At 73.1% G+C, this 25,114-nt stretch carries 23 protein-coding genes; 15 read left to right on the top strand and 8 right to left on the bottom strand.

Annotated features, from left to right (window positions below; genetic code table 11):
* From VK611_10380 to VK611_10335, 10 genes are all read left to right on the top strand, one after another.
* Window positions 1–742: hypothetical protein (locus tag VK611_10380; GenBank protein HMG41728.1), on the top strand; the 742-nt coding region annotated here is incomplete at its 5' end.
* 36 nt (window positions 743–778) lie between these two features.
* Entirely contained in the window at window positions 779–2,356 is a 1,578-nt protein-coding gene (locus VK611_10375; GenBank protein HMG41727.1) for an ABC transporter substrate-binding protein, read from the top strand.
* A 15-nt stretch (window positions 2,357–2,371) separates the two neighbouring features.
* The gene (locus tag VK611_10370; protein ID HMG41726.1) at window positions 2,372–3,319 is read left to right on the top strand and encodes an ABC transporter permease; all 948 of its coding nucleotides are present in this window, start codon (window positions 2,372–2,374) and stop codon (window positions 3,317–3,319) included.
* A complete protein-coding gene (locus VK611_10365; GenBank protein ID HMG41725.1) occupies window positions 3,316–4,128 on the top strand; it encodes an ABC transporter permease in 813 nt (270 codons plus the stop codon). Before VK611_10370 ends, VK611_10365 begins: the two co-directional genes overlap by 4 nt.
* Complete coding sequence (locus tag VK611_10360; GenBank protein HMG41724.1) at window positions 4,125–5,171, top strand: ABC transporter ATP-binding protein; 1,047 nt, start codon at window positions 4,125–4,127, stop codon at window positions 5,169–5,171. Before VK611_10365 ends, VK611_10360 begins: the two co-directional genes overlap by 4 nt.
* Window positions 5,168–6,223 carry an ABC transporter ATP-binding protein gene (locus VK611_10355; protein ID HMG41723.1) on the top strand — a complete coding sequence of 352 codons (1,056 nt, stop codon included), beginning with the start codon at window positions 5,168–5,170 and terminating at the stop codon, window positions 6,221–6,223. Before VK611_10360 ends, VK611_10355 begins: the two co-directional genes overlap by 4 nt.
* A 13-nt stretch (window positions 6,224–6,236) precedes the next feature.
* Entirely contained in the window at window positions 6,237–7,484 is a 1,248-nt protein-coding gene (gene ccrA, locus VK611_10350; protein HMG41722.1) for a crotonyl-CoA carboxylase/reductase, read from the top strand.
* Window positions 7,481–9,199 (top strand): class I adenylate-forming enzyme family protein, encoded by a 1,719-nt coding sequence (locus VK611_10345; GenBank protein ID HMG41721.1) that lies wholly within the window; start codon window positions 7,481–7,483, stop codon window positions 9,197–9,199. Before ccrA ends, VK611_10345 begins: the two co-directional genes overlap by 4 nt.
* Window positions 9,199–9,534: a metalloregulator ArsR/SmtB family transcription factor gene (locus VK611_10340; GenBank protein ID HMG41720.1), complete on the top strand. Its 336-nt coding sequence runs from the start codon at window positions 9,199–9,201 to the stop codon at window positions 9,532–9,534. Before VK611_10345 ends, VK611_10340 begins: the two co-directional genes overlap by 1 nt.
* Complete coding sequence (locus VK611_10335; GenBank protein ID HMG41719.1) at window positions 9,531–10,841, top strand: VWA domain-containing protein; 1,311 nt, start codon at window positions 9,531–9,533, stop codon at window positions 10,839–10,841. Before VK611_10340 ends, VK611_10335 begins: the two co-directional genes overlap by 4 nt.
* 16 nt (window positions 10,842–10,857) lie before the next feature.
* Here VK611_10335 and VK611_10330 read toward each other — a convergent pair whose 3' ends face one another.
* The 6 genes from VK611_10330 to VK611_10305 form a co-directional block, all read right to left on the bottom strand.
* Window positions 10,858–11,289, bottom strand: a complete 432-nt coding sequence (locus VK611_10330) for a ferredoxin family protein (GenBank protein HMG41718.1) — start codon at window positions 11,287–11,289, stop codon at window positions 10,858–10,860.
* Between the two features lie 61 nt (window positions 11,290–11,350).
* The gene (locus VK611_10325; GenBank protein ID HMG41717.1) at window positions 11,351–12,199 is read right to left on the bottom strand and encodes a fatty acid desaturase; all 849 of its coding nucleotides are present in this window, start codon (window positions 12,197–12,199) and stop codon (window positions 11,351–11,353) included.
* An 86-nt stretch (window positions 12,200–12,285) separates the two neighbouring features.
* Window positions 12,286–13,023: a GAF and ANTAR domain-containing protein gene (locus VK611_10320; protein HMG41716.1), complete on the bottom strand. Its 738-nt coding sequence runs from the start codon at window positions 13,021–13,023 to the stop codon at window positions 12,286–12,288.
* A 115-nt stretch (window positions 13,024–13,138) separates the two neighbouring features.
* A complete protein-coding gene (locus tag VK611_10315; protein ID HMG41715.1) occupies window positions 13,139–13,897 on the bottom strand; it encodes a GAF and ANTAR domain-containing protein in 759 nt (252 codons plus the stop codon).
* Window positions 13,898–13,899: 2 nt separating this feature from the next.
* Window positions 13,900–14,304, bottom strand: coding sequence for an STAS domain-containing protein (locus VK611_10310; GenBank protein ID HMG41714.1), 405 nt, complete (start codon window positions 14,302–14,304; stop codon window positions 13,900–13,902).
* Between the two features lie 521 nt (window positions 14,305–14,825).
* Window positions 14,826–15,200 (bottom strand): VOC family protein, encoded by a 375-nt coding sequence (locus tag VK611_10305; protein ID HMG41713.1) that lies wholly within the window; start codon window positions 15,198–15,200, stop codon window positions 14,826–14,828.
* 81 nt (window positions 15,201–15,281) lie between these two features.
* Here VK611_10305 and VK611_10300 point away from each other — a divergent pair, with 81 nt between their 5' ends.
* From VK611_10300 to VK611_10290, 3 genes are all read left to right on the top strand, one after another.
* Entirely contained in the window at window positions 15,282–15,800 is a 519-nt protein-coding gene (locus tag VK611_10300) for a hypothetical protein (GenBank protein HMG41712.1), read from the top strand.
* 576 nt (window positions 15,801–16,376) lie between these two features.
* The gene (locus VK611_10295) at window positions 16,377–16,646 is read left to right on the top strand and encodes a hypothetical protein (GenBank protein HMG41711.1); all 270 of its coding nucleotides are present in this window, start codon (window positions 16,377–16,379) and stop codon (window positions 16,644–16,646) included.
* 27 nt (window positions 16,647–16,673) lie between these two features.
* Window positions 16,674–19,907, top strand: coding sequence for an AAA family ATPase (locus VK611_10290; protein HMG41710.1), 3,234 nt, complete (start codon window positions 16,674–16,676; stop codon window positions 19,905–19,907).
* A gap of 17 nt (window positions 19,908–19,924) precedes the next feature.
* Here VK611_10290 and VK611_10285 read toward each other — a convergent pair whose 3' ends face one another.
* Together VK611_10285 and VK611_10280 are read right to left on the bottom strand one after the other, a co-directional pair.
* Window positions 19,925–20,485 carry a dihydrofolate reductase family protein gene (locus VK611_10285; GenBank protein ID HMG41709.1) on the bottom strand — a complete coding sequence of 187 codons (561 nt, stop codon included), beginning with the start codon at window positions 20,483–20,485 and terminating at the stop codon, window positions 19,925–19,927.
* A gap of 107 nt (window positions 20,486–20,592) precedes the next feature.
* Window positions 20,593–21,276 (bottom strand): AraC family transcriptional regulator, encoded by a 684-nt coding sequence (locus VK611_10280; protein HMG41708.1) that lies wholly within the window; start codon window positions 21,274–21,276, stop codon window positions 20,593–20,595.
* Between the two features lie 125 nt (window positions 21,277–21,401).
* Here VK611_10280 and VK611_10275 point away from each other — a divergent pair, with 125 nt between their 5' ends.
* Window positions 21,402–24,674, top strand: coding sequence for an alpha-amylase family glycosyl hydrolase (locus VK611_10275; protein ID HMG41707.1), 3,273 nt, complete (start codon window positions 21,402–21,404; stop codon window positions 24,672–24,674).
* 91 nt (window positions 24,675–24,765) lie between these two features.
* Window positions 24,766–25,114: hypothetical protein (locus VK611_10270; protein HMG41706.1), on the top strand; the 349-nt coding region annotated here is incomplete at its 3' end.

Raw genomic sequence — 25,114 nt, 5'->3', positions numbered from 1 at the left:
CTACATCAACGACCGCGGCGAGATGATCGCCAAACAGCGGTCGACGTCGATCCGGTACCTGGCCGAGGAGGCCCGGAAGCGGGCCCAGTTCTCCGAGCAGGAGGACCCGGTGTGGAGCGACGAGGCGCTCGACGACCTCGAAGAGCAGAGGCTCGCCTACTACGGGACCCACCGCGGCCACGGCAAGCTGCTGTGGAAGGACGTGGCCGACGGCGAGCGGCTCCCCACGCGGCCGCTCGGGCCCCACACCGTCGCCAGCTTCACCACCGAGTGGCGGTCGTTCAACATGACCGTGTGGGGCGCGGTCGGCTACTGGGGCGAGTCGACCACCGACCAGGCCGGCTGGCTGCCGGAGATGAGCCGCGACGCCGCCCGCAGCGCGGTCGACCCGGCGCGGGGCGACGGGCTCTACCGGGGACCGTCGCGGGGCCACGTCCAGCCCCGCTACGCCCAGCTCATCGGCATGCCCCGGGGCTACGGCTACGGAGCCTCGATGGGCGCCTGGGTCCTCGACTACCTGAGCAACTGGATCGGCGAGTGGGGCGAGATCATCCACTCGCGGGCCCAGTACCGGAACCCGGCGTTCACCGGTGACGCCACGTTCCTGAACGGGAGCGTCACCGGCAAGCAGATCGACGCCGCCAGCGGCCGGCACCTGGTCTCGGTCACCTACGAGATGACCAACCAGAACGGTGCGGTCATGGCCAAGGGCACCGCGGAGGTCGCGCTGCCCAACGAGTGATCCGTCGGCCGTGACCCGGCCGAGGAGGGGGGAACCATGTCCACCACGCGCGCCCTGCGCCTGCTCTTCGTGATGGTGTTGGCCATCGCTGTCGCAGCCTGCGGAGGCGATGACGACGACGGCGGAAGTGCTTCGGGAGGGGGCTCCGGAGGGGACGGCGACGACGACGCCTTCGACCCCGACGGCGTGCTGCGCTACGGCGCACCACTCGACGGGTCGGGCATCAGCGGCCACCTCGCCCCGTACGCCAGCACCTCGGTGTGCGACACCCTCGTGCTGGCGCCCATCTACGACACGCTGACCCACAAGAACCCGCTCACCGGCGAGCTCGAACCGGGCCTCGCCGAGAGCTGGGAGGTGGTCGACGAGCAGACCGTGGAGCTCACGCTGCGCGCCGACGTCACGTTCCACGACGGCACGCCGTTCGACGCCGCGGCCGTCAAAGCGGGCCTCGAGCGCAACGCGGCCGAGGACTCGGCGCAGACCGCGGCGTCGCTCGCCATCCTCGACGGCGTCGAGGCGGTGGACGAGTCGACCGTGCGGATCACGCTGAACGCCCCGGCGGCCGGGTCGCTGCCGCTGATCCTGTCGGGCCGGGAGGGGATGATCGTGGCCCCGGGCGCCGACGACGCCGACACCGCCCCCGTGGGCGCCGGGCCGTTCCGCCTCACCGGGCAGCAGCCGGGCGAGACGCTCAGCCTCGAGCGCTTCGACGACTACTGGAACGTCGACGAGGTGCGCCTGGCCGGCGTCGAGATCCTCGGCACCGAGGCCGGACCGCCGACGGTCAACGCCCTGCTGGGCGACGCGATCGACATGTCCACCGTGAGCGCCGACCTGCTCGCCGGCCTGGAGGGGAACCCCGGCATCGAGATCGCCGAGCAGGGGTCGGAGACCTACTACAAGCTCAACTGGAACCTGGCCGAGCCGCCGTTCGACAGCCTGGAGTTCCGCCAGGCCGTGAACCACGCCGTCGACCGCCAGGCCGTGCTCGACGCGGTGTTCGAGGGCCGGGGCTCGGTGGCGTGGAGCCCGTTCCCCGAGACCTCGTACGGCTACGACCCCGACGTCGAGGGCGCCTACGAGTACGACCCCGACCGGGCCCGGGACCTCCTCGAGGAGTCGGGCGTGACCGACCCGTCGTTCACCGCCTTCACCCCGCCCACGCCGCTGTTCGTGCGCTTCGGCGAGGTCATCCAGGCCCAGCTGGCCGAGGTCGGCATCGACATGTCGTTCGAGCAGAGCACGGACATCGTGCAGGACTACTTCACCGACAAGAAGCAGCCGGCCACGGTGATCCTGTGGCCGCCGCGGCCCGACCCGGCCGACACGCTCGGCATCCAGTTCACGCCGGGCAGCTTCAACAACGTCGGCAACTACACGAACGACGAGCTGACCGACCTGGTGTCGCAAGTGCGGGCCACGTCCGACCAGGGCGAGCGCGAGCCGCTCCTGCAGGAGGCCGTGTCGCTGGTGGTCGACGAGGCGCTCGACCTGCCGGTGGTGTTCGCACCGCTGCTCCACGCGCACTCGGCCGACGTCGGCGGCGAGGTGGTCCAGAACGAGAACTGCCAGGGCCTCGACTTCACCAAGCTGCAGATGGGCTCGGGCTGACCCCCGGAGGCCCCGATGACCGCCTTCGTGCTCCGCCGCCTCGCCGGGCTGGTGCCGCTCCTGCTGGTGCTGAGCGTCGCCGTGTTCCTCCTGGTGTACCTCGTGCCCGGCGATCCGGCGGTCACGATCGCCGGGGGCGAGGCGGCGACGCCGGAGCGGGTCCGGGAGGTGCGGGAGGAGCTCGGCCTCGACCAGCCGTTCGTCGTGCAGTACGTCGACTGGCTGGGCGACGCCGTCCGGCTCGACTTCGGCCACTCCCTCTACAGCGGGCGGGCGGTCGGCGACGAGCTGCGCCACCGCCTGCCGATCACGGCCAGCCTGGTGCTCGGCGCGCTGGTGTTCGCGCTGGCGGTCGGCATCCCCCTGGGGGCGCTGGGCGGCACCCGGCCGGGCTCGAGGACCGATACCGCGGTCACCACGCTGGCCAGCGCCGCCATCGCCATGCCGAGCTTCTGGCTGGCGATGATCCTGATCGTCTTCTTCGGGCTGGAGCTGTCGTGGTTCCCGGTCCGCGGCTACGTGCCGTTCGGCGAGTCGCCGGTCGAGTGGCTGCGCCACCTCGTGCTGCCGTCGGTCGCCCTGGGCACGCTGATGGCCGCCACCCTCGCCCGCCAGCTGCGGGGTGCGCTGGCCGACGTGCTCGACGCCGACTACGTGCGCACCGCCCACGCCAAGGGCCTGGCGCCGTTCCGGGTGGTCGGGAAGCACGCGCTCAAGAACGCGGCGATGCCGGCGGTCACCGTGCTGGGCCTGCAGGTGGGCTACCTGTTCGGCGGGACGGTGATCGTCGAGCAGATCTTCGCCATCCAGGGCGTCGGCACCTACATGGTCACCGCCATCTCGGGCCAGGACGTCCCGATCATCCAGGGCGGGATCATGATGCTGGCCGTCTTCGTGGTGCTGGCCAACCTGGCGGTCGACATCGCCTACGGCTTCCTCAACCCGAAGGTGCGGGTGGCGTGAGCCGCCTGCGCCGCCGGCCGGCCGTCACCACGGCGCTGGCGTTCCTCGTGCTGCTGGCGGTGGTGGCGGTGCTGGCGTCGTGGCTCGCCCCGTTCGACCCGTACCAGCAGGACCTGGACGCCATCAACCAGGGACCGAGCGGCAGCCACCTGCTCGGGACCGACGACCTCGGCCGCGACGTGCTCAGCCGGCTGATGCACGGGGCCCGGGTGTCGCTGGCGTCGAGCGTGCTGGCGGTCGGCGCCGCGCTGGTGGTGTCGGTGCCGCTCGGGCTGGTCTCCGGCTACGTGGGCGGCCGGCTCGACAGCGTGCTCATGCGGATCGTCGACGGCGTCCAGAGCATCCCGCCGCTGGTGATGGCGCTCACCGTCGCCGGCCTGCTGGGTCCGAGCCTGCGCAACATCGTCATCGCCCTGGCCATCGTCTTCACGCCGACGTTCGTACGGCTGGTCCGGGGCCAGGTGCTGGCCGTGAAGGAGGAGACGTTCGTCGAGGCGTCGCGCTCGGTCGGCGCCACCGGCGCGTACATCGTGCGGCGGCGCATCCTCCACAACATCGCCTCACCGCTGGTGGTGCAGGTGTCGGTCACGCTCGGCTTCGGGCTGCTGGCCGAGGCCGGGCTCAGCTTCCTGGGGCTCGGCATCCAGCCGCCCGAACCGAGCTGGGGCGCCATGCTCAACCGGGCCTACGCCTACATCTTCGAGACGAGCTGGGGGCTGTTCCCGCCCGGGCTGGCGATCATGCTCACCGTCCTGGCGTTCAACGTGCTGGGCGACGGGCTCCGCGACACGCTGCGAGGCGGTCGATGACCGCGGGCGACGCCGTGCCGGCCGACGCCGTGCTGGAGGTGTCCGGGCTGACCGTGGCCGCCGTCGGCCGCGGCCGCGGTCGGGACCGCGACCGCCAGGACCCGCTGCCGCTGGTGCAGGACGTGTCGTTCCGCCTGGCGCCCGGCGAGACGCTCGGCCTCGTCGGCGAGAGCGGTTCGGGCAAGACGGTCACGGCGCTGGGGATCATGCGCCTGCTGGCCCGGTCGCTGCGCATCACCGCCGGCTCGGTCCGGCTGCAGGGCGAGGACCTGGTGCAGGCGTCGGAGCGGCGCCTGCGAGCCGTGCGCGGCAACGACATCGCGATGGTCTTCCAGGAGCCGATGACCAGCCTGAACCCGGCGTTCACGGTGGGCAACCAGATCGCCGAGGCCGTCACCGCCCACACCGGGATGCCACGGGCGGCGGCCTGGCAGCGGGCGGTCGAGGTGCTCGAGCTGGTCGGCATCCCCCGGGCGGCCCGCCGCATCCGCGAGTACCCGCACGCCTTCTCGGGCGGGATGCGCCAGCGGGTGATGATCGCCATGGCCCTGGCCTGCGAGCCCCGGGTGCTCGTCGCCGACGAGCCGACCACCGCGGTCGACGTCACCATCCAGGCCCAGATCCTCGACCTGCTGCGCCGGCTGCAGGCGGAGCTCGGCATGGCCATCCTGTTCGTGACCCACGACCTGGGGGTGGTGGCCGACGTCTGCGACCGGGTGTGCGTCCTCTACGCCGGCCAGGTGGTCGAGCAGGCCGAAGTCCACGCCTTCTTCGACCGGCCCTGGCACCCCTACAGCGCCGGGCTGCTGGACGCCATGCCCCAGTCGTGCCCGCCGGGCGGCCGCCTGCACGTGGTGGCCGGGACGGTGCCCACGCCCGACGCCCTGCCCGCCGGCTGCCGCTTCCACCCCCGCTGCGAGCACGCCCAGGACGCCTGCAGCGCCACCGATCCGGAGCTGCTGCCGGTGGCGTCCGGCGGCCTGGCGCGCTGCCTCCGCCAGCACGAGCTGCACCTCGGCGACGGCGCCGGAGCCCGGTCATGACCGGAGCCGGCCCGGCCCTGCTGGAGGTCGAGGGGCTGCGGAAGTCGTTCCCCGGCCGGCGCCGCCGCGGCCGCGGCAGCGCGGAGGTGCGGGCCGTCGACGGCGTCGACCTGACGATCGGGCGGGGCGAGACGCTGGGGCTGGTCGGCGAGAGCGGCTCCGGGAAGTCGACCACCGGCCGCCTGGTGCTGCGGCTGGTGGCGCCCGACGAGGGGTCGATCCGGTTCGAGGGCCGCGAGGTGACGACCGCCGGGCGCCAGGAGCTGCGGGCGCTGCGCCGGGACATGCAGATGGTGTTCCAGGACCCGTACTCGTCGCTCGACCCGCTGGCGACGATCGCCGACGTCGTCGGGGAACCGTTCGAGGTGCACGAGCGCCTGCCGAAGCGCGAGCGGGACGAGCGGGTGGTCGGCCTGCTCGAACAGGTCGGCCTGGGCGCCACCCACCTGCGCCGCTACCCCGCCGAGTTCTCCGGCGGCCAACGCCAACGGATCGCCATCGCCCGGGCCCTCGCCCTCAACCCGAAGCTCATCGTGTGCGACGAGCCGGTCAGCGCGCTCGACGTGTCGACCCAGGCGCAGGTGGTCAACCTGCTCGAGGACCTCCAGGCCACCCACGGCCTGGCCTACCTGTTCATCGCCCACGACCTCGCCGTGGTCCGCCACGCCAGCCACCGCATCGCGGTCATGTACCTGGGGCGGATCGTGGAGGTGGGCGAGGCCGAGACCGTGTGGCGCGAGCCGAAGCACCCCTACACCGAGGCGCTGCTCTCCGCGGTGCCCGTGCCCGACCCGGCGGTGCAACGGGCCCGCAAGCGCATCATCCTGCCCGGCGACATCTCGGGCGACGACGACTCCCCCGGCGACGTCGCCCGCCCGGTCGGCTGCCGCTTCCACTCCCGCTGCCCCTACGCCATGGACGTGTGCCGGGAGGTCGACCCGGCGCCCTTCCCCGTCCCCGGCGGGTGGGCGGCCTGCCACCTGCACACCGACGGCCCCAAGCTCGCCGGCACCGGCGTGGCCGGGCTGCCGGCCCCGGTCCTGACCCCCTGACAGGAGGACGAGAGTGTCCGAGACGACGACCGTGCCCATCGGTGAGCTCCCCCCGCCCGGCGAGGTACCGGAGCGGATGCTGGCCCAGGTCATCCGCCAGGACCGGTTCGGCGACCCACGGACGGCCTTCCGGGTGGAGGAGGTCGACGTCCCGGCCCTCGCCCCCGACCAGGTGCTGGTGGGCGTGATGGCCGCCGGCATCAACTTCAACAACGTCTGGGCCGCCCGCGGGCTGCCGGTCGACGTCATCCGGGCCCGCCAGAAGGCCGGCGAGCCGTGGGACTTCCACATCGGCGGCTCCGACGCGTCCGGCGTCGTGCAGGCGGTGGGCGATGCCGTGACCGGGGTGGCGGTGGGCGACGAGGTGGTGGTCCACCACGGCTGGTGGGACCCGGACGACCCGTGGGTCCGCTCCGGGCGCGACCCGATGCTCGCCCCCTCGGTCCGCATCTGGGGGTACGAGACCAACTTCGGGGCGTTCGGCCAGTTCACCGTGGCCCAGGCCCACCAGTGCCTGCCCAAGGCACCGCATCTCACCTGGGAGGAGGCGGCCGCACCCACCCTGGTCGGCACCACCGCCTACCGGATGCTCCACGGCTGGGCGCCGCACACCGTGGGTGAGGGCGACGTCGTGCTGGTGTGGGGCGGCTCCGGCGGGCTGGGCACCCAGGCCATCCAGCTGGCGACCGCGGCCGGGGCGCGGGCGGTGGCCGTGGTGTCGGACGCGGCGCGGGGCGACTACTGCGTCGGGCTCGGCGCGGCCGGCTACGTCGACCGCAGCGAGATGGCGCACTGGGGCATGCCGCCGCACTGGGACGACGCCGCCGGCCAGGCCGAGTGGACCGCCGGCGCCAGGTCCTTCGGCGCCAAGGTGTGGGAGGTGCTGGGCGAGCGCCGCAACCCGAACCTCGTGTTCGAGCACCCGGGCGAGGCGACGATCCCCACCAGCGTCTTCGTGTGCGAGACGGGCGGCATGGTGGTCGTCTGCGCGGGGACCACCGGCTACAGCGCCGTGGTCGACCTGCGCCACCACTGGGTGCGCCAGAAGCGGCTGCAGGGCTCGCACGGCACCAACGACGAGCAGGCCCGCGCCTACAACGACCTGGTGCGCGCCCGGGCCGTCGACCCCTGCCTCGGCAAGCTCTACCGGTTCGAGGAGATCCCCGACGCCCACCACGAGATGGAGCAGGGGCACGAGGTGTTCGGCAACCGCGTGGCGCTGGTCGGCGCGCCCGGCCCCGGCTCGGGAGGGCAGACGTGACGGAGCGCGGCTACCTCGGCCTGCCCGTCTCGCCCGACGACCTGACCCACGGGGGCTTCATCGCCGACATCGCCGCCCGCTTCGGTGACCGGGAGGCGCTGGTGTTCGACGACCGCCGCCTCACCTTCGCCCAGCTGCACGAGGAGGTGCGGGCCTTCGGACGGGGGCTGCTGGCGCTCGGTGTCAGCAAGGGGGCGCGGGTGGCGCTGCTGCTCGGGAACCGGCCGGAGTTCGTGATCGGTGCCTACGGGGCGGCGCTGATCGGCGCCGTGGTCGTGCCGGTGAGCACCCTGGCGTCGTCCGGCGAGCGCGACTACATCCTCGCCCACAGCGACGCCGCGGTGCTGGTGACCCAGCCCGCCCTGCTGCGGCGGCGCCTGCTCGACCAGCTGCTCGCCGACCACCCCGAGCTGGTCGACGCCGAGCCGGGCCACGCCGCGGCGGCCGCCTTCCCCCACCTGCGCCACGTCGTGTGCCTCGGCGACCCGTCGCCGGCCGGTCCTCGCAGCGTCGAGTCGTGGGACCGCGTTGTCGACGCCGGCCGGGCCCTGGGCGACGAGGTGGTCGACGCCGCGGCCGCCAGCGTCCACCCCAGCGACGAGGCCCTGATCATCTACACCTCGGGGACCACCGACCACCCCAAGGCCGTGCTGCACGCCCACCGCGGCCCGGTGGTGCAGAGCTGGCGCTGGGCCGAGCAGCTGGCCCTCGACCCGGACGACCGGATCTGGAGCCCGTTCCCGTTCTTCTGGACCGCCGGCCTGGCGATGGTGCTCGGCGGGACCCTGGCGTCGGGTGCCTGCCTGGTGTGCCAGGACGGGTTCGAGGCCGGCGCCGCCCTGGAGCTGATCGAGCGCGAGCGGGTGACGATCGTCCACTCGTTCCCCCACGTGGAGGCCCAGCTCGTCGAGCACGAGGACGCCCGGCGCCGCGACCTGTCGTCGCTGCGACGGGTGATGCCCGACAGCCCGCTGCGCCAGGTCACGCCCTTCGCCGAGGACCCGGGCGACCCCCGCGCCGCCTACGGGCTGACCGAGACGTTCACGATCGCCACCTCGATCCCCTCCGACTCGCCCCTGGAGCTGCGGCGCACCACCCACGGGATCGCGCTGCCGGGCATGGCCGTCCGCATCGTCGACCCCGACAGCGGCGCCCCGCTGGAGCCGGGGGCGACCGGCGAGATCGCCGTGAAGGGGGTGACCCTCATGCGCGGCTACTACAAGGTGCCGCCCGAGGAGTGCTTCGACGACGAGGGCTGGTTCCGCACCCGCGACTCCGGCCACCTCGACGACCGCGGCTACCTCCACTGGGACGGGCGGCTGTCGGGGCTGATCAAGACCGCCGGCGCCAACGTGTCGCCGGCCGAGGTCGAGACGGCGCTGCGGCAGTGGGGTCGGCTGAGCCTGGCGAGCATCGTCGGCGTGCCGCACCCGCGGCTGGGCGAGGCGGTGGTGCTGTGCGCGGTCCAGGGCCCGGCACCGGTGACGGAGGGCGACGTCGTCGACCAGCTGCGGACCGTGCTGGCCTCCTACAAGGTGCCCCGGCGGGTGCTGTTCGTGGACGAGGACGAGGTGACCTACACCGACAACCAGAAGGTGCGGATGGACGACATGCGGGCGCTGGCGACGCGACGGCTGGCGCAGGACGACGACGACTGGGGCCGGTTCCTGCGGGAGCAGCTGGCGGCGCCGGCGGCGCGGGCGGGAGAGGCGTGATGCTGGTCGAGCGGCCGGACTTCCCCATCGACGAGGGGCTCGACGACCTGCGCTCGCTCTACACCGGCATCTTCCGGGCGCTGTCGGAGCCGCTGCGGCTGGAGATCGTGACGCTGTTCGCCGAGTACGACGAGCTGCCGTGCACGGTGATCGAGGAGCGCCTGCCGATCACCAAGTCGACGATCTCGTACCACATCAAGATCCTCGCCCGGGCCCGCCTGATCAGCGTGCGGAAGGAGGGCCGCTTCTACTTCTACCGGCTGCGCCACGATGTGTTGGCGTGGTTCCTCCCGGGCTTCCTCGACCGCCTGGGCGTCGACGCCGCCGGCCGGTGATCGTCGACGTCCTCGCGCCGTTCGTCCACGAGCTGCGCACGGCGGGCGTGCCGGTGGGCGTGACCGAGCACGTCGACGCGGCGCGGGCGGTCACCGCCGTGTCGTTCGCCGACCGGGCGCTCGTCAAGCAGGCGCTGGGGGCGACTCTGGCCAAGACCCGGGGCGACTGGGTGACGTTCGAGACGGTGTTCGACGCCTACTTCTCGGTCGCCGGCGCCGGCGCCGACGACGGGCCGGAAGCCGACGCCGCCTTCGCCCGGCGGCTCGAGCACACGGTGGCGCTGGGCGACGACCGGCAGCTGCGGCTGGTCGCCCGGGAGGCGGTGCGCCGCTTCGCCGCCCTGGGCACGCCGCCCGGCGGGGTGCACTACCACCTGTTCCGGACGGCCCGGCGCCTGGGGCTGACCACCCTGCCGGAGCGGGCGCTGGCGGTGGCCGAGGGCTCGGGCGCGGCCCTCACGCCGTTGGAGTCACGCCTGGCCCGGCGGACCGTCGTCCATCGGGTCGACGTGCTGCGGGACGAGATCGAGGACGAGATCCGGCGGCGCGGCGTGCTGTCGGCCCGGGCCTCGGCCGAGCGGCCGCCCACCGGGGTGCTGCCGACGGACCTGGACTTCCGGCGGGCGTCGGCGGACGAGCTCGAGCAGATCCGGGCCGCCATCCAGCCGTTGGCCCGGCGCCTGGCGGCCCGGCTGGCCACCACCCGGCGGACCCGGCGGGGTCGGCTCGACCTCCGCCAGACGATCCGACGCTCGCTCGGCCTCGGCGGCGTGCCGCTCGACCCGGTGGTGCGGCACCGGCGCCGGTCGCTGCCGGAGCTGATGGTGCTGGCCGACGTGAGCCGCTCGGTGGCCGCCTTCAGCGGCTTCACCCTCCAGCTGGTGCAGGCCCTGAGCAGCCAGTTCGGGCGGGTCCGGTCGTTCGCCTTCGTCGACGGGATCGAGGAGGTGACCGACCTGGTGCGCGACCGCGCCGGGATGGCCGAGGTGCTGCGTGACCGGTTCGACGGCCACTCCGACTACGGCGCCGCGCTGCAGGAGCTGTGGCAGGGCTGGGGCCCGGAGGTCACCCACCGGACGACGCTGCTGATCCTGGGCGACGCCCGCAACAACCAGCACGCCTCCCGGTCGTGGGTGCTGGGCGAGCTGCGGCGCCGGGCCCGCCGGGTCTACTGGCTCAACCCGGAGCCCACGTCGTCGTGGGACACCGGCGACTCGCTGATGAGCGAGTACGCCACCTTCACCACCGAGGCCGTCGAGTGCCGCAACCTCGCCCAACTCGAACGCTTCGTCGAACGCTGCTGCTGATCGTCGACTCCCGGGGCTAGTCGGCGAAGACGTCGCGGCTGAGCTGGACGAAGAACGTGTGGTCGTGACCCACGTTGGGGTCCTCGGCGTTGTACTTCGCCGTCCTCGGCGAGCCGTCGGGAAGGTGCTCCTCGGAGTAGATCGCGCCGACGGGACAGACGTCGGGCTGGTAGCACGCGGTGCACGACGTGCACTCCTCGAGGTTCACGTACAGCAGGCTGTCGCCGAAGATCGCGATCGAGTCCGGGTTGGGCGCGTGCGTCGTCTCGACCTCCCCGCTGCCGGCTTCGTCTTCGGAGAAGAGGAGGTTCTTCTCCGGGTCGAACTCGTAGATGCACTGGACCGGGCACACGTCGACGCAGGCACGATCCTTCACGTCGATGCAGGCTTCGGTGATGATGGCGAGACCGGCCAACGTCAGCTCCTCACGTTCGGGACGATGGGACACGCCGCCAGGGTCTGCAGCAGCAACTCTGTGTCACGAATGGTATGGGCGCCGTGCCGAGCACCTATACCCGCTCGAGGGGTCTGCTGGCATCCGGGCGGCGTCGGCGGCTCTCCAGCGCCGCCGGGGACGGTCGTCGTAGGTCGTGCACGATGCCGAGGCCGGCCAGGAGGCGCAGCACGGTCCACGTCACGTCGATCTCCCACCACGGCACGCCCTGGCGGGCGGAGGTCGGGTGGTGATGGTGGTTGTTGTGCCAGCCCTCGCCGAGGGTCAACAGGGCGACCGGGGCCAGGTTGCGGCTGGTGTCGCGGGTCTCGTAGCGGCGCCGGCCGAAGAGGTGGGTGAACGAGTTCACCGAGAAGGTGGCGTGCCAGACCAGCACCGTCGAGCCGAAGAACCCGACCACGAGGCCGCTCCACCCACCGATCAGGTAGCAGGACACGGCGAGGGACCACGGGCCGATCCAGTCGTGGCGGTCGAGGAACCGCAGCTCGGGGAAGCGGGCGAGGTCGCCGACGGCGTCGAGGTTGGTGGCGCTGTACCGCCCGGAGACGATCCAGCCGACGTGGCTCCACCAGAAGCCCTGCCGGGGTGAGTGGGGGTCGCGGTCGGTGTCGGCGTGGCGGTGGTGCTGGCGATGCCAGCCGGCCCACCACAACGGGCCCTTCTGCACCGCCGTCAGCCCGCCGAAGGCCAGGACGAACTGGGTGACCCGCCCGACCCTGTAGGCCCGGTGCGAGAAGTAGCGGTGGTAGCCGGCGGTGATGAAGAAGACCCGGCCGACGTAGAGCACCCCGGCGAGGACGAGGTCACGGGTGTGCACCCCGGTCACGACGGCGAGCAGCGGGACGAGATGGCACACGAGGAACGGCGCCGACGTCCACCAGCTGATCTGTTTCGTCACGGTCACCGGTCACCCCCGTCGGGGCGTCACCGGGGGCCGGAGCAACGCGATCGATTGGTCGCGGCGACTCTACCGGCGGGCCCGGTGCCCGGTCAGGCCGGCGCCGGGGGCAGGCGGTCGAGGGTGGTGGCGGCGAGGGTGCCGTCGATGACGTCGCGGGCGACGTCCACCAGGCGGAGGTTGTGGTTCCGGGCGTGGTTCCGCAGCCGCGAGAAGGCCTGCTCCATGTCGATGCCGGCGCGCTCGGCGAGCATGCCCTTGGCCTGCTCGATGACCACGCGGCTGTTGAGCGCGTTGTTGAGCTGGTCGTTGACGACCTGGGCGTGGAGCACCGCGCGGTGTTGCAGGATGGCGATGGTGGCGACGTCGGCGAGGGCCTGGGCGGCGAGGGCGTCGGCGTCCTCCAGCGTCCCGGTGGCGGCCTGGAACGTGTTGAGCGCCCCGATGACCTCGCCGCGCAGGCGCATGGGGAAGGCGTGCGCGGCCCGGAAGCCGGCGTCGAGCGCGACGGGGGCGAAGCGGGGCCACGGGCCGCCGACTCGGGCGAGGTCGGGGGTCGCGACCGGTCGGCCGGTGCGGTAGCAGTCCAGGCACGGGCCCTCCTGCGCCTGGATCTCGAACAGCTCCAGGAGGCGCATCGCCTCGCTGGAGGAGGCCATCACCCGCAGGTCCCCTTCGGGGGCGGCCAGCATCAGGCCCGCAGCGGAGGCGCCGACCACCTCCACGCAGCGGTCGGTCAGCAACGTGAGGAGCTCGACCACGTCGAAGTCGTCGACGAGGGTGTCGGCGAGCTGCACCAGCGTCCGGGTCAGCAGGGCTTCGTTGGGCATCGCCGCTCCTTCGTCGCGCCCTCGGCGGTGGGCCGGCCCATGCCGGAGCGCGCCGGCCATCGTAGGTCCTGGGGGTGGAGGCCGGCCGTCGAGGGCCGCGGTCGAGGGTGAGGGGTCACGGGACCGGGCTCTCGTCGCCGGGCAAGGGGTCGGGGTCGGGGTTGGGGTCGGGATCGGCTTCGGGGGTGAAGCGGAGCCGGCGACCGACCACGTCACGGGCGACGTCGGCGAGCCGGCGGTCGTTGCCGAAGGCGTGGGCGCGCAGCCGGACGAGGGCTTCGCCGACGTCGACTTCGAGCTGGGCGGCCACCATCCCCGACGCCTGGTGGACGACCAGCTGGTGGTCCCCCCTCGCCTGCAGCTCCCGGGCGAGCGCTCCGGGAGGCGCCTGGGCCTGCATCAGCAGCACGGCCCGGGCGGCCACGCCGGCCAGCACGAGCGCGTCGGCGTGCTGGTCGTCGCTGAGGGGGCCGAGGCGATCGCGGTAGAGGTTGAGGGCGCCGAGTCGGACCGCCCCGACGTGGAGCGGGAAGCCGAAGACGGCCCTCACCCCGGCGGCGACGGCCGGCGGCGCGAAGGCGAACCAGCGGGCCTCGACCGGGTCGGCCAGGTCCGGTTCGAGGACGGGCCGATCCTCGCGGTAGGCGTCGATCGACGGTCCTTCGCCCAGCGTGAGCTGCAGCTCGTCGACCACGCCGCTCACCCGGTCGCTGGTGCACACCGAGCCCTGGTCCTCGTCGCCGGACAGGAGCGTGATCCCGGCGCCGCTCACCTCGGCGACGTCCGCGGACACCTCGCACAGGCGGGCGGCATCCCCGTCGGCACCGCTGCTCGACAGGCGGGCGAGGACGCGCACGAGCCGGTCGGCCGGCACGCTCAGCGCGGCCCGCCGGCGGACGACCAGGTGCCCGGGACCGTGGCGCAGGATCCGGCGTCGTCACGTCCGGCCTCCGCGCGCAGGTCGATGATCTGTCCGAGCCCGCACAGGTCCAGCAGCACCTGCGCCCGTGGCGACGGGGTCCGCACCGTCAGCCGCCGGTCCTGCGACCTCAGGACGTTCCCGCCGCCGACGAGCACACCGACGATGGAGGCGTCCATGAACTGCACGCCGCCGAGGTCCACCACCACGTCGCCGACACCCAGCGCGGCGGCACCCGCGATCGCCTCGGCCACCCGGGCCGCCGTGCCCATGTCCTGCTCCCCCCGTAGCGCGACGACCATGAACCGGCCCTCGCGCCACACCACGGGCTCGGGTGGCGTAGGGGACCTGGCAAGAGCCATGGGCTGCTCCTCCTGCTGAGCCGACGTCGACATGACGCGCTGCCAGGGTCCAGAGCACCGCTCCCCGAGGCTGGCAAGGCCAACCCCGACACGTACAGGGGATCTCGCCGTGTCACTCGCACGCTACACCCGGCCCCAGCTGGTGTCCCCGGGCGACGTTTTCCGACCTGCCATCGGTGGGACGACCCATCCGCCGGCCGGTCTGCGACGAACGACTCACGTGAGAACGACGACGACCCCGACCCCGTACGGCGCTGCCGGGCGCCTGACGGCGTAGCTCCCCACGGCCACGATGTTCAACGTCGGGTTCCCCGAGCTGCTCGCGATCCTCGCGTTGGCGCTCACCATCCTCGGCCCGGCCAAGCTGCCCGAGGCGGTGCGCACCGCCGGGCGGGTCTTGGGCGAACTGCGCCGCATCTCCGGAGGCTTCCAGCAAGAGCTACTGAATGCTCTCGACGACAGCCAGCCCAACGACGACCCCGAGCGGCCGCACGACACCCGAGCAGACCCGCCGGTAGGCCCTACGGCAGAGGCCGGGCGAAGCTCAGCTCGTGCCCGTCAGGATCACGGATGTGGAAGAACCGCTCCCCCCAAGGCGCGTCCGCCGGAGGGGCCGCAGGCGTCAGGCCGGCGGTGAGGGCCCGCTCGTACATCGCATCGACGTCGTCGACGTAGAAGATCACTCGCCCCCACACCACCTCCGGCGGCGTCCACGTGTCGTCCGCCTGCAGGTTCAGGTAGCCGCCGCCCACCTGGAAGCTGCTGAAGGGGCTGTCCCTGCCGCCGTAGAGCAGGCGGAACCCGAGCCGTTCGTAGAAGGCGACCGACGCGGCCATGTCCGTCGTCGCCAGCGTGACCGCACTGATCGCCTCGACCGGGTCGTCACCATCGTCCACCGACCCATCGTGCCGCGCGACCGCACCCGTCGGGGAACTGCCCGCAGGCGGCACGCCGAGGCCGTCTCGCAGCAGGTCGAGGTGGCCGAGGTGCTCGTCCAGCGGTGCGGAGCGCCAAGGCTCCGGCAGCTCCTGGCCGAGCAACTTACCGACGAACCGACGCTCGCTCCGAAGCAGGCCGAAGCTCTGGGTAGAAGAGCGACAGATCCGTCACGACGACAGCCTCTCGTCAAGCCGACCGTCCAGCAGGCGATCTGTCGCGACCGGGTCCATCGCACACCTGCCCCGCGAACGTCGGGTCGAGGACGCTTGCGCCAGACTGGGCTCGTGGCAGTCAGTCGGGCGGAGCGACGAGCAGGTCGGCGGGCTCGTGTCGTCGGCGCACTCGGCGAGACCGTGGCAGATCCGGCGCTCGATCTCCTGGAGCTCGTCGAGCTCGCATGGCACGACTGCTACGGGGAGATCACGCCGCCCGACGACGTCATCGATGACATCCTCCTGCTGAGCCAGGGGAAGCTGAGCCGACTCGTCTCGGCTGCGCACCTCGCGGTCTCCGACTGGCGAGACGCCAGGATGGCAGCCGACAGCCTTCGGACGTGACCGGCGGAGGCTCCGAGGTCTGAGGCTGCGAACCCGGGGGCAGACGCGACAGCGCCGCCTACAGGGGGGACCGTAGACGGCACCGTCATCTGCAGAGAGCGACGAGTTGAGGGGGGAGTACTCGTACTCGATCCGCAGTTCTTGTTGAGCTGTCAAACCTTGGCCCCCGGATGGGCGCCCCCACCCGGTGAGCTTGCGCCAGTAAGCGTAGAGCCAGTTCGGGCCCGGCCACCCTCAGGACGGCGTGTCAGTGGTCACAGCGGCCTTGCGGGTGATGGTCCTGGCGCCGGGCGACCCTTTCCCCGAGTCGTCTGTAGTCGCCGATCCACAGTCGAGTCGTTCGTCGTCGGAGACCGACCACAGACGACTCGAGAACAACAAAACGACCACAAACGACTCGCCAAACCCCCCCTTGGAACCGGGAGATCTAGGTAGGGCGGGCGCACGATCTGAGGCGCGGTCCCGATGCGCTCGGCGGTTGCGGGGCGCACCGTGGGTGCAGGCCGCCGGTGCGGTGGCTGACGTGACCGGGGCCGGACGACCGACCCCGGCACGACACGACACGAGGAGACACCCATGACCGCCTCAACCGCCGTCGGGCCCACGACGGTGATCCCGGCGAGCGCCGAGACCACCACCCGCTCCCGGGCGCGGGACCTGCGCCTCGGCGCCGCGGCGATCGTCCTGGCAGCGATCATGACGGGCTCGTTCGCCCTCGGGCACGCCGTGGGCACCGGCAGCGACCAGCCCTCCGGCAATCGGCCGGCGCCACCACCGGCGACCGCCCCCGCGGCACCCGAGGCGACCTCCGATCCCGGCCTGTGCCGCATGGGCCGAGCCTGCTGAGCAACGGGACCGGAGAGAGGAGACGCCATGACCACCGGGACAGCACCCACCGCCCAGGCCGAGGCCGCCGAGGCCGCCGGCCCACCAAGCGAACGCGAGCGTGGTGCATGGGAGGATGGGGCGGTGGGTCACCGGGTGTCATGTCCCGATTTCGTCGGTCGTGACCGGGAGCTCGGCATGCTCGGTGTCGCCCTCGACGCGGCGGCCGGCGGTCGGGCGGCCACCGTCCTGGTCGGGGGCGACGCCGGCATTGGCAAGACCCGCCTGGTCGACGAGCTCGGCATCCGGGCCGCCGAGGCCGGCGCCCTGGTGGCGACCGGGGTCTGCGTCCCGATCGACGGCGGCGGGCTGCCCTACGGGCCCGTGGTCGGCATCCTGCGCGACATCGCCCGCCAGTTGGGCGCCGCGGCCGCCGCCGACGCGCTGGGAGCCCTGGCCCCCGGGCTCGAGCTGGAACCGCCAGGTGCCGCAGCGGCCGCCCGGACGTACTCGCTCGTCACGCGTGTCGCCGACGAGATGGCCAAGACCAGGTCGTTCGAGGCGATCCTGGCGTGCCTCACGGGGCTGGCCGACCGCTCGCCGCTCGTGCTGGTGCTGGAGGACCTGCACTGGGCCGACTCCGCCAGCGCCGAGCTGGTGGGCTTCCTGACCCGGAACCTCACCGACGCCCGGGTGCTGCTGGTCGGCACCTACCGCGCCGACGAGCTGGGTCCCGGCCACCGGCTGCACACCTGGCTGGGCGAGCTGGGCCGGCACGCCCGCGTCGTGGGGCTCCACCTCGACGGGCTCGACCGGGACGAGACCACGGCGCTGATCGCCGGCATCCTCGGCCGGCCACCCGACTGGGCCCTGGCCGACGGGGTGTGGACGCGCTCGCAGGGCAACCCGTTCTTCGCCGAGGAGCTGACCGCGGCCCGCCACCGGACCTCGCTGTCCCCGGAGCTGACCGGGTTGCTCGCCAACCGTGTCGAGGGGCTGTCCGACGAGGCAGGGCGGCTGCTCCGGGTGGTCGCCACCGCCGGCGGCGCGGCGAGCCACCGGCTGCTCGCCCACCTCGGCGTGGTCGACGCCGACGCGCTGGACGGCGCCCTGGCCGAGGCCGTCGGCAGGCAGGTCCTCGTCGTGGACGAGAGCCGGTCCGGCTACCGGTTCCGCCACGCCCTGTTCCGCGAGGTGGTCGACGGCGCCTTGCTCCCCGGCGAGAAGAGCCGCCTGCACCGGCTGATCGCGGTCGCGCTCCACGACGACGCCTCGCTGTGGCCGGAGCCGGCCGTGCCGACGGGTACGGCTGCCGGCACGGCCGGCGTGCCCGGCCGTGCGACCGGCACAGCTGGCACGTCGAGCAGCCCGGCGGGCGCCGCCGGGGTGAACGGGCTGGGCCACCGGGCGGCCGAGCTGGCCGCGCACTGGTGGGCGGCGGGCGAGTGGTCCGAGGCGCTCGACGCGTCGGTCACCGCCGCCGGGGCCGCCACCGCCGTCTGGGCGTTCCCCGAGGCGCACGCCCACCTGGAGCGGGCGCTCGCGGCGCTGGACCGCGTGCCCGCCGGGAACGGCCGGCCGCCGCCGCACGATCGCCTCGGGCTGCTGGAGGCGGCCTCCGACGCCGCCTACCTCGCCGGGGCGGACCAGCGCTCGGTCGACCTCGCCCGGGAGGCGATCGCCGGCACCGACGCGGACGCCGAGCCGGGCCGGGCGGCCCGCTACCTCGCCCTGCTCGGGCGCAACGCCCTGGCGATCGGTGACTCCGATGTCGCCTTCGACGCCTACCGGCGGGCCGCCGCCCTCGTCGCGGCGGCACCACCCTCGGTCAGTTCCGCCCGGGTGCTCGCCGAGGAGGCCCGCGGGCTCATGCTGATGTCGCGCTTCCGCGAGGCCGAGCAGCGCTCCCACCGGGCCCTGACGGTGGCGGCCGAGGTGGGCGCCCGGGCCGAGGAGGGCCACGTCCTCTACACCCTGGGATGCTGCCGTGCCTCGCTGGGCCACCACGACGAGGGCATCGAGCTGGTGCGCCGGGCGCTCGCCATGGCCGAGGAGCTGGCCAGCCCCGACGACCTCAACCGCGCCTACATGGGCCTCAGCTCACTGCTGGTCGAGGCCGGCCGGCTCGAGCAGGCCGTCGCCGTGGTGTTCGACGCCGCGGCGGCGGGCGACGAGCTGTGGGGCTTCCGGATGAACGGCGCCGCGGGCAACGGCGTCGACGCCCTGGTCCGGTTGGGTCGCCACGACGAGGCCGAGGCCCTGCTGGCCCGCGCCGGCGAACGGGGCGTCGGCACCTGCACCGCGGCCCCACCCCTGCTGCGGGCGACGATGGCGATCCGCTGCGGGCGCCTCGACGAGGCCGACCGCTGCCTCGCCACCGCGGACGAGCTGACGGCCCGGCTCGCCGACGTGCAGACGCGGGCCGTGTTCCACATGCACGCCGCCGAGCTGGCGCTCACCCGCCACCGGCCCGAGGACGCGCTCGCCGAGGTCGAGCGCGCCCTGGCCCTCGCCGCCCCGACCGACGACGAGACGTTCCTTCCCGAGATGGCCGCGCTGGCGGTGCGGTGCCTCGCCGACGCCCACGACGGCGCCCGCGCCCGGGGCCGCCCGTTCGACGTCGAAGCGGCACGGGAGCGGGCGCTCGGGTTCGTCCGGGAGGCCGACCGGATCGTCGCGGCAGCAGGCGGGCGCGGCGGGCAGGCCCCGCCGCGGAGCCGGGCGTGGGCGGCCACGGCGGCGGCCGAGCACTCCCGGCTGGCCGAGCCCGACCCGGACCTGTGGGCCGGCGCCGCCGTGTGCTGGGACGACGCCCGCGAGCCCCACCCGGCGGCCCACTGCCGCTGGCGGGAGGCCGAGGCGCTCCTGGCGAGCAGCGGTGTCGGCGTCGGCCGCGCCCGGGCCCACGACTGCCTCCAGCACGCGTGGCGCGCGAGCGCCGAGCTCGGCGCCCGGCCCCTCTCGGAGGCCATCGAGGGTCTCGCCCGCCGGGCCCGCATCCCGCTCCGCCCCGCCGACCCCGCCGATCCCGCCGACAGCGGCGACGACGGCCAGGACGAGGCCGCGCGGATCGCCGGCCTGGCCGACGACCTGGGGCTGACCCGGCGCGAGGTCGAGGTCCTCGGCGAGCTCGCCGCCGGGCGCACCGACCGTGAGATCGGCGAGCTGCTGTACATCAGCAGGAAGACGGCGAGCGTGCACGTCTCCAACCTCCTGCGGAAGCTGAACGTCGCGAACCGCGTCGAGGCCGGCGGGATCGGCCAGGCCCACGGCCTGGGGTGAGGCCCGGCTACCGGGGTTCAGTCGCGCTTGGGCTCGAAGTGGAGCGCGGTGATCCCGCAGTCGAACGGCTGGGCGGTGACGAGGCGAAGCTGCTGGTAGGCACCGTCGGGGAACACGGGCATGCCGGCGCCGATCGCGGTCGGGTTGACGAACAGGTGGAGCTCGTCGAGCAGCCCCTTGCCGATCAGGTCACGGACGAGCGTGCCGCCCCCGTAGGCGATCATGTCCCCGCCCGGCCGGCCCTTGAGCTCGTCGATGGTCTCGGCGAGGTCGCCCCCGGCGACGACGGCGTCGTCCCACGGCGACTCGGTGAGGGAGTTGGAGATCACCACCTTGGGCATGTCGTTCATCTTGTCGATCGACGCCTGGTCCTCGCCCGGAGGCCCCGAGGCCCAGGCCGGGATGAACCCCTCGGCGAGCTTGCGCCCCAGCACGATGCAGTCGACCGGATCGTCGAGCGCCCCGATGTAGGCGTTGATGTCGTCGGTCCACGGGAACGTCATCCAGTCCATCTCGCCGTTCGGGCCGGCCATGTAGCCGTCGACGCTCGTCTGGACCTGGAGCTTGAACTTGCGCACGAGCTGCTGCTTCCTCTCGGGGTTGGTGGGCCGACCCTGTCGGCGGCCCAGTGTGTCTAGACCTGGGCGAGGGATGGTGTCTTGAACGAAAACGGCAACGGCCCGTGCTAGGGACATGCCGCGATCTGCGACGGCGTCTGCCCCACGAAGCGCTTGAGCGAACGGGTCAGATGAGGCTGGTCGGCGTAGCCGGCCTGGCGGACGACGTCGAGCGCGGGCACGCCTCGGCCCAGCAGCTCGACCGCCCGCTCGGCGCGCCGGATCTGCCGGATCGTGCCCCGGGTGAGCCCGGTCGCTCGCGCCACCCGTCGTTCCACCGACCGGGTGGAGAGGCCCTCGACGTCGTCCTGCACGGCGGCCGACGCGACCGGGTCGTGCACGAGCAGGCCCGCGCGCACGAGCCTGTCGACGAAGACGTCGGCGTTGTCGGGCCCCGGAAGCTCCCATTCCGACCCGTCGAGCCAGAACGACGTGCTCGACGCCGGCGGGAACGTCAACGATCCGTCGACCAGCTGTCGCAGGTGCAGGTGCGGCATGAAGGTGCCGTGGCTGAACTGGATGCCGAAGAACTCGGCGTCGCTGGGGATGGGTGCGGTCGTGGCCCTCGTCTCCGGCCCGAGCACCGACAGCGATGCCCCGGCCGCCTGCCGGGTGACGACCATCTCCCAGTGGCTCACGGCGACGGAGATGAACGACTCGGCGGGCTCGCTCTGCGTGTGCCACGTGGTGGTGACGAGGGGGGAGCTCGACGATCGCTTCTCGAAGGCGAACAGCTCGACGGCGCGCTTCACGACGGCTCGGACAGGCCGGAGGACCGGAACTCATCGGTCGACGCCGCACGGGCCGTGCCATCCCCCGCCCAGAGCGTTGCCAGCGGGGGGATAATCGGAGCGAGTCGCATCGGGGGGAGTCAACCATGCGTTGGCGCAGGTCGTTCGTGATCGCACTCGTCGTGAGCCTGGCGTCCTCGGGCGCCGGTCTCACCGGGCCCGGGGCCGTGGCGGCGGGGGCCACGCCCGCCACGGTGACGCCGGTCGAGCCGGCGGACGACGCCGCCCTGGTGCGCGAGCCCGTGCGCCACCCGTTCTCGGACGAGGTCCTCTACTTCGCGCTCCCCGACCGCTTCGACGACGCCCGTCGGAGCAACGACTGCGGCGACTTCGCCGGCCCGTGCATGGCCGGCGACACCCAGGAGAACGTCCTCCAGCACGGGTACCTGCCCAGCGACAAGGGCTACTACCACGGGGGCGACATCGAGGGCCTGCGCCGCAAGCTGTCGTACCTGGAACGGCTCGGGGTGACCACCATCTGGGTCGCGCCGATCTTCGAGAACAACCCGGTGCAGGAGGACAGCACCAACCTGTACGGCCACTCGTCGGGCTACCACGGCTACTGGATCCTGGACTTCCTGCAGGTCGACCCGCACCTGGGCACCAACGCCGACTTCGCCCGCCTGGTCGACGACGCCCACGACCGCGGCATCAAGGTGTTCATGGACATCGTCACCAACCACACCGCCGACGTGATCGAGCTGCTGGGCAACGCCGGCTACCGCGACAAGACGACGTTCCCGTACCGCGACGCGGCCGGTCAGCCCTTCGACGACTCCGCCCTCGCCTTCGAGGGCCAGCCCGACTACTCGTTCCCCCAGGTCGACACCGGCTCGTTCCCCTACACACCCACGCTGCCAGCTGGGATGGAGGACGCCAAGAACCCGGCCTGGCTCAACGATCCCCTGCTCTACCACAACCGGGGCAACAGCAACTTCGTGGGCGAGAGCTCGCTGTACGGCGACTTCTTCGGCCTCGACGACCTGTGGACCGAGCGTCGCGAGGTGGTCGAGGGGATGGTCGACATCTACTCCCACTGGATCGAGGAGTTCGGCGTCGACGGGTTCCGGATCGACACGACCAAGCACGTCGACATGGAGTTCTGGCGGGTGTTCGGCCCCGAGATCGTCGAGGTCGCCCGGGAGCGGGGCATCGAGGACTTCTTCGCCTTCGGCGAGGTGTTCGACCAGCAGTTCGGCCCGCCGTTCCTCAGCGAGTTCTCCACCACCGAACCGCTCCAGGGCACGATCGACTTCGCCTTCCAGCTGGCCGCCCGGGGCTTCGCGTCGCAGAGCGCCGGCACCGACGACCTGGCCGCGTTCTTCGCGCAGGACGACTACTACACGGACGCCGACAGCAACGCGCAGTCCCAGCCGACGTTCCTCGGCAACCACGACATGGGCCGCATCGGCCACTTCCTACAGCGCGTCGACCAGCCGGGCGCGAGCGACGCCGAGCTGCTGGCCCGATCGCAGCTGGCGCACGCCCTGATGTTCTTCTCCCGCGGCCAGCCGGTCGTCTACTACGGCGACGAGCAGGGCTTCACCGGCGACGGCGGCGACAAGGACGCCCGGGAGGACATGTTCGCCAACGCCGTGCCGGTCTACGAGGACAACGACCTCATCGGCACCGACGAGACCACCTCGGACGACAACTTCGACCGCGACCACCCGCTCTACGAGGCCATCCGGCGCTACAGCCGGCTCCACGACGAGCACTCGGCGCTGCAGAACGGCGCCCAGATCCAGCGGTACAGCTCGGACGGGCCCGGGATCTACGCCTTCTCCCGCATCGACCGGGACAAGCGCCGGGAGTTCGTGGTGGCGCTCAACAACAGCGAGTCGGCGGCCACCGCCCACGTCCCGACCTACTCCCGGGCCGGGGCCCGCTACGACCTGCTCTCCGACAGCTCGGGCCGGGGCCGCGGCGGCGTCCGCTCGGCCACGCCCGGCATGGCCGTGGCCGGCGAGCCAGGGACACGTTCGCGCCCACGGCTGACGACCGGGTCCGACGGCGGCCTCGACGTCACCGTCCCGGCGCTCGGCTACGTCGTCTACGAGGCGCAGTCGCGGGTCCCGCGGAGCCGCTCGGCGCCCGGCATCACGATCACCGGGCTCCAGGACGGCCAGACCGTGGAGCTGGGGACGAACTCGTGGGACGGCCATGACATCCTCGACCGGGTCGAGGTCGCCGCCTCGCTCGACGCCCCGCGCCACGCCGAGGTCACGTTCGCCGTGCGGGAGGGCGACGGCGAGTACGTGCCCGTCGGGACCGACGACAACCCGCCCTACCGGGTGTTCTACGACGCCAGTGACCACGTGGGGAGCGCCACCCGGCTGTCGTTCCGGGCCGTCGTGAACGACCTCTCCGGCCACCTGGAGGCCGACGAGGTGGCCGACGTGGGCGTGACGCTCGCGGAGCCGCCGGTCGTCACGCCGGGCCACGCCGTGATCCACTACGCCCGCCCCGCCGGCGACTACGACGCCTGGGGCCTCCACCTGTGGGGCGACGGCGTCGACCCGGCGGACCTGACCGACTGGACCGCCCCGCAGCCGTTCCTCGGCGAGGACGAGTACGGCCGGTTCGGCTTCGTCCGGCTCACCGACGTCGGCAAGCCGGTGAACTTCATCGTCCACAGCGGCGACACCAAGGACCCACCCGACAGCCCCGACCGCAGCTTCGACCCCGTCGCCACCCCGGAGATATGGCTGCGCCAGGGCGACCCCACCATCTACACCTCGCAGGCCGAGGCCGAGGGCTTCGCCACGGTCCGCTACGCCTGCACCGCGGGCTGCGTGGGCGTCACGCTCGACGCCTCGACCGCCGCCGGGCCGCTGGTCACGGGCGCCACCCCCGACGCGGTCGACGACTACGGCGCCGTCTTCCGGCTCACTCCCCCGGACCTGGCCGCGCCGCTGACCGTCACCGTCCTCCAGGGCGGGACCGTGGACATCGACGGGCAGGCGTTCACCCCCGTCGACACGCCCTCCGCCTGGTTCCAGCCCGGCGAGCAGGTGGTCCACCCCTCACGGGGTGCCGCGGAGGACTTCGCCACGATCCACTACCGGCGACCGGCCGGCGACTACGACGGCTGGGGCCTGCACGTGTGGACGGGCGCGGCCACCGGGACGGAGTGGACGGCGCCGCTGCTCCCCACCGGGCAGGACGCCTTCGGGGTCGACTTCCGGGTCGACCTCGTCGACGGCGCCGACCAGCTCGCCTACATCCTCCACCAGGGCGACACCAAGGACCCCGGGCCCGACCAGGCCCTGATGCTCGCCACCGTCGGCCACGAGGTGTGGCAGCTCCAGGGCGCCGACCCCGACGATCCCTACGTGGCCCCCGCCCGCGGCCCGTAGAGCCCCCGGCCGGACGCCCGGGGACAGGCGTGGCGACCGCCCTCGGCGTCGCCCCGCATCCCGACGGGCGAACGTGAAACGATGCCCGCTTGTGGATCGCAGACGTTTCCTCCAGACGGGCGCTGGTGTGGTCGCTGCCGGGGTGGTCCGGGCAGGGCCCGCGGCGGCGCAGGACGACGGGTGGTCGCGGTTCGACATCGCCGGCCGTGCACCCGATGCCAACGGCCTGATCCTGCCGGAGGGGTTCACCTCCCGGGTCGTCGCCGCCGCGGGCCAGGCGGCGGCCGGCAGCGACTTCCTCTGGCACATCTTCCCGGACGGGGGCGCCACGTTCGAGGTCGACGGGGGCTACGTCTACGTCTCCAACAGCGAGGTCCCGGCCGAGGGCGGTGGCGTCGGCGCCGTCCGGTTCGACGACGACGGCACCATCGTCGACTCCT

It is taken from the genome of Acidimicrobiales bacterium, from assembly GCA_035316325.1.
In the GTDB taxonomy this organism is placed as follows: domain Bacteria; phylum Actinomycetota; class Acidimicrobiia; order Acidimicrobiales; family VFJN01; genus DASXTK01.
This window is presented reverse-complemented; position numbering and strand designations above follow the sequence as displayed.

Coding starts and splice junctions, on each gene's coding strand:
- VK611_10310 (HMG41714.1), bottom strand. CDS start 14,304: ATGGCTCTTGCCAGGTCCCCTACGCCACCCGAGCCCGTGGTGTGGCGC.
- VK611_10295 (HMG41711.1), top strand. CDS start 16,377: ATGACCGCCTCAACCGCCGTCGGGCCCACGACGGTGATCCCGGCGAGC.
- VK611_10275 (HMG41707.1), top strand. CDS start 21,402: ATGCGTTGGCGCAGGTCGTTCGTGATCGCACTCGTCGTGAGCCTGGCG.
- VK611_10370 (HMG41726.1), top strand. CDS start 2,372: ATGACCGCCTTCGTGCTCCGCCGCCTCGCCGGGCTGGTGCCGCTCCTG.
- VK611_10375 (HMG41727.1), top strand. CDS start 779: ATGTCCACCACGCGCGCCCTGCGCCTGCTCTTCGTGATGGTGTTGGCC.
- VK611_10360 (HMG41724.1), top strand. CDS start 4,125: ATGACCGCGGGCGACGCCGTGCCGGCCGACGCCGTGCTGGAGGTGTCC.
- VK611_10355 (HMG41723.1), top strand. CDS start 5,168: ATGACCGGAGCCGGCCCGGCCCTGCTGGAGGTCGAGGGGCTGCGGAAG.
- VK611_10320 (HMG41716.1), bottom strand. CDS start 13,023: ATGCCCAACGAAGCCCTGCTGACCCGGACGCTGGTGCAGCTCGCCGAC.
- VK611_10340 (HMG41720.1), top strand. CDS start 9,199: ATGCTGGTCGAGCGGCCGGACTTCCCCATCGACGAGGGGCTCGACGAC.
- VK611_10290 (HMG41710.1), top strand. CDS start 16,674: ATGACCACCGGGACAGCACCCACCGCCCAGGCCGAGGCCGCCGAGGCC.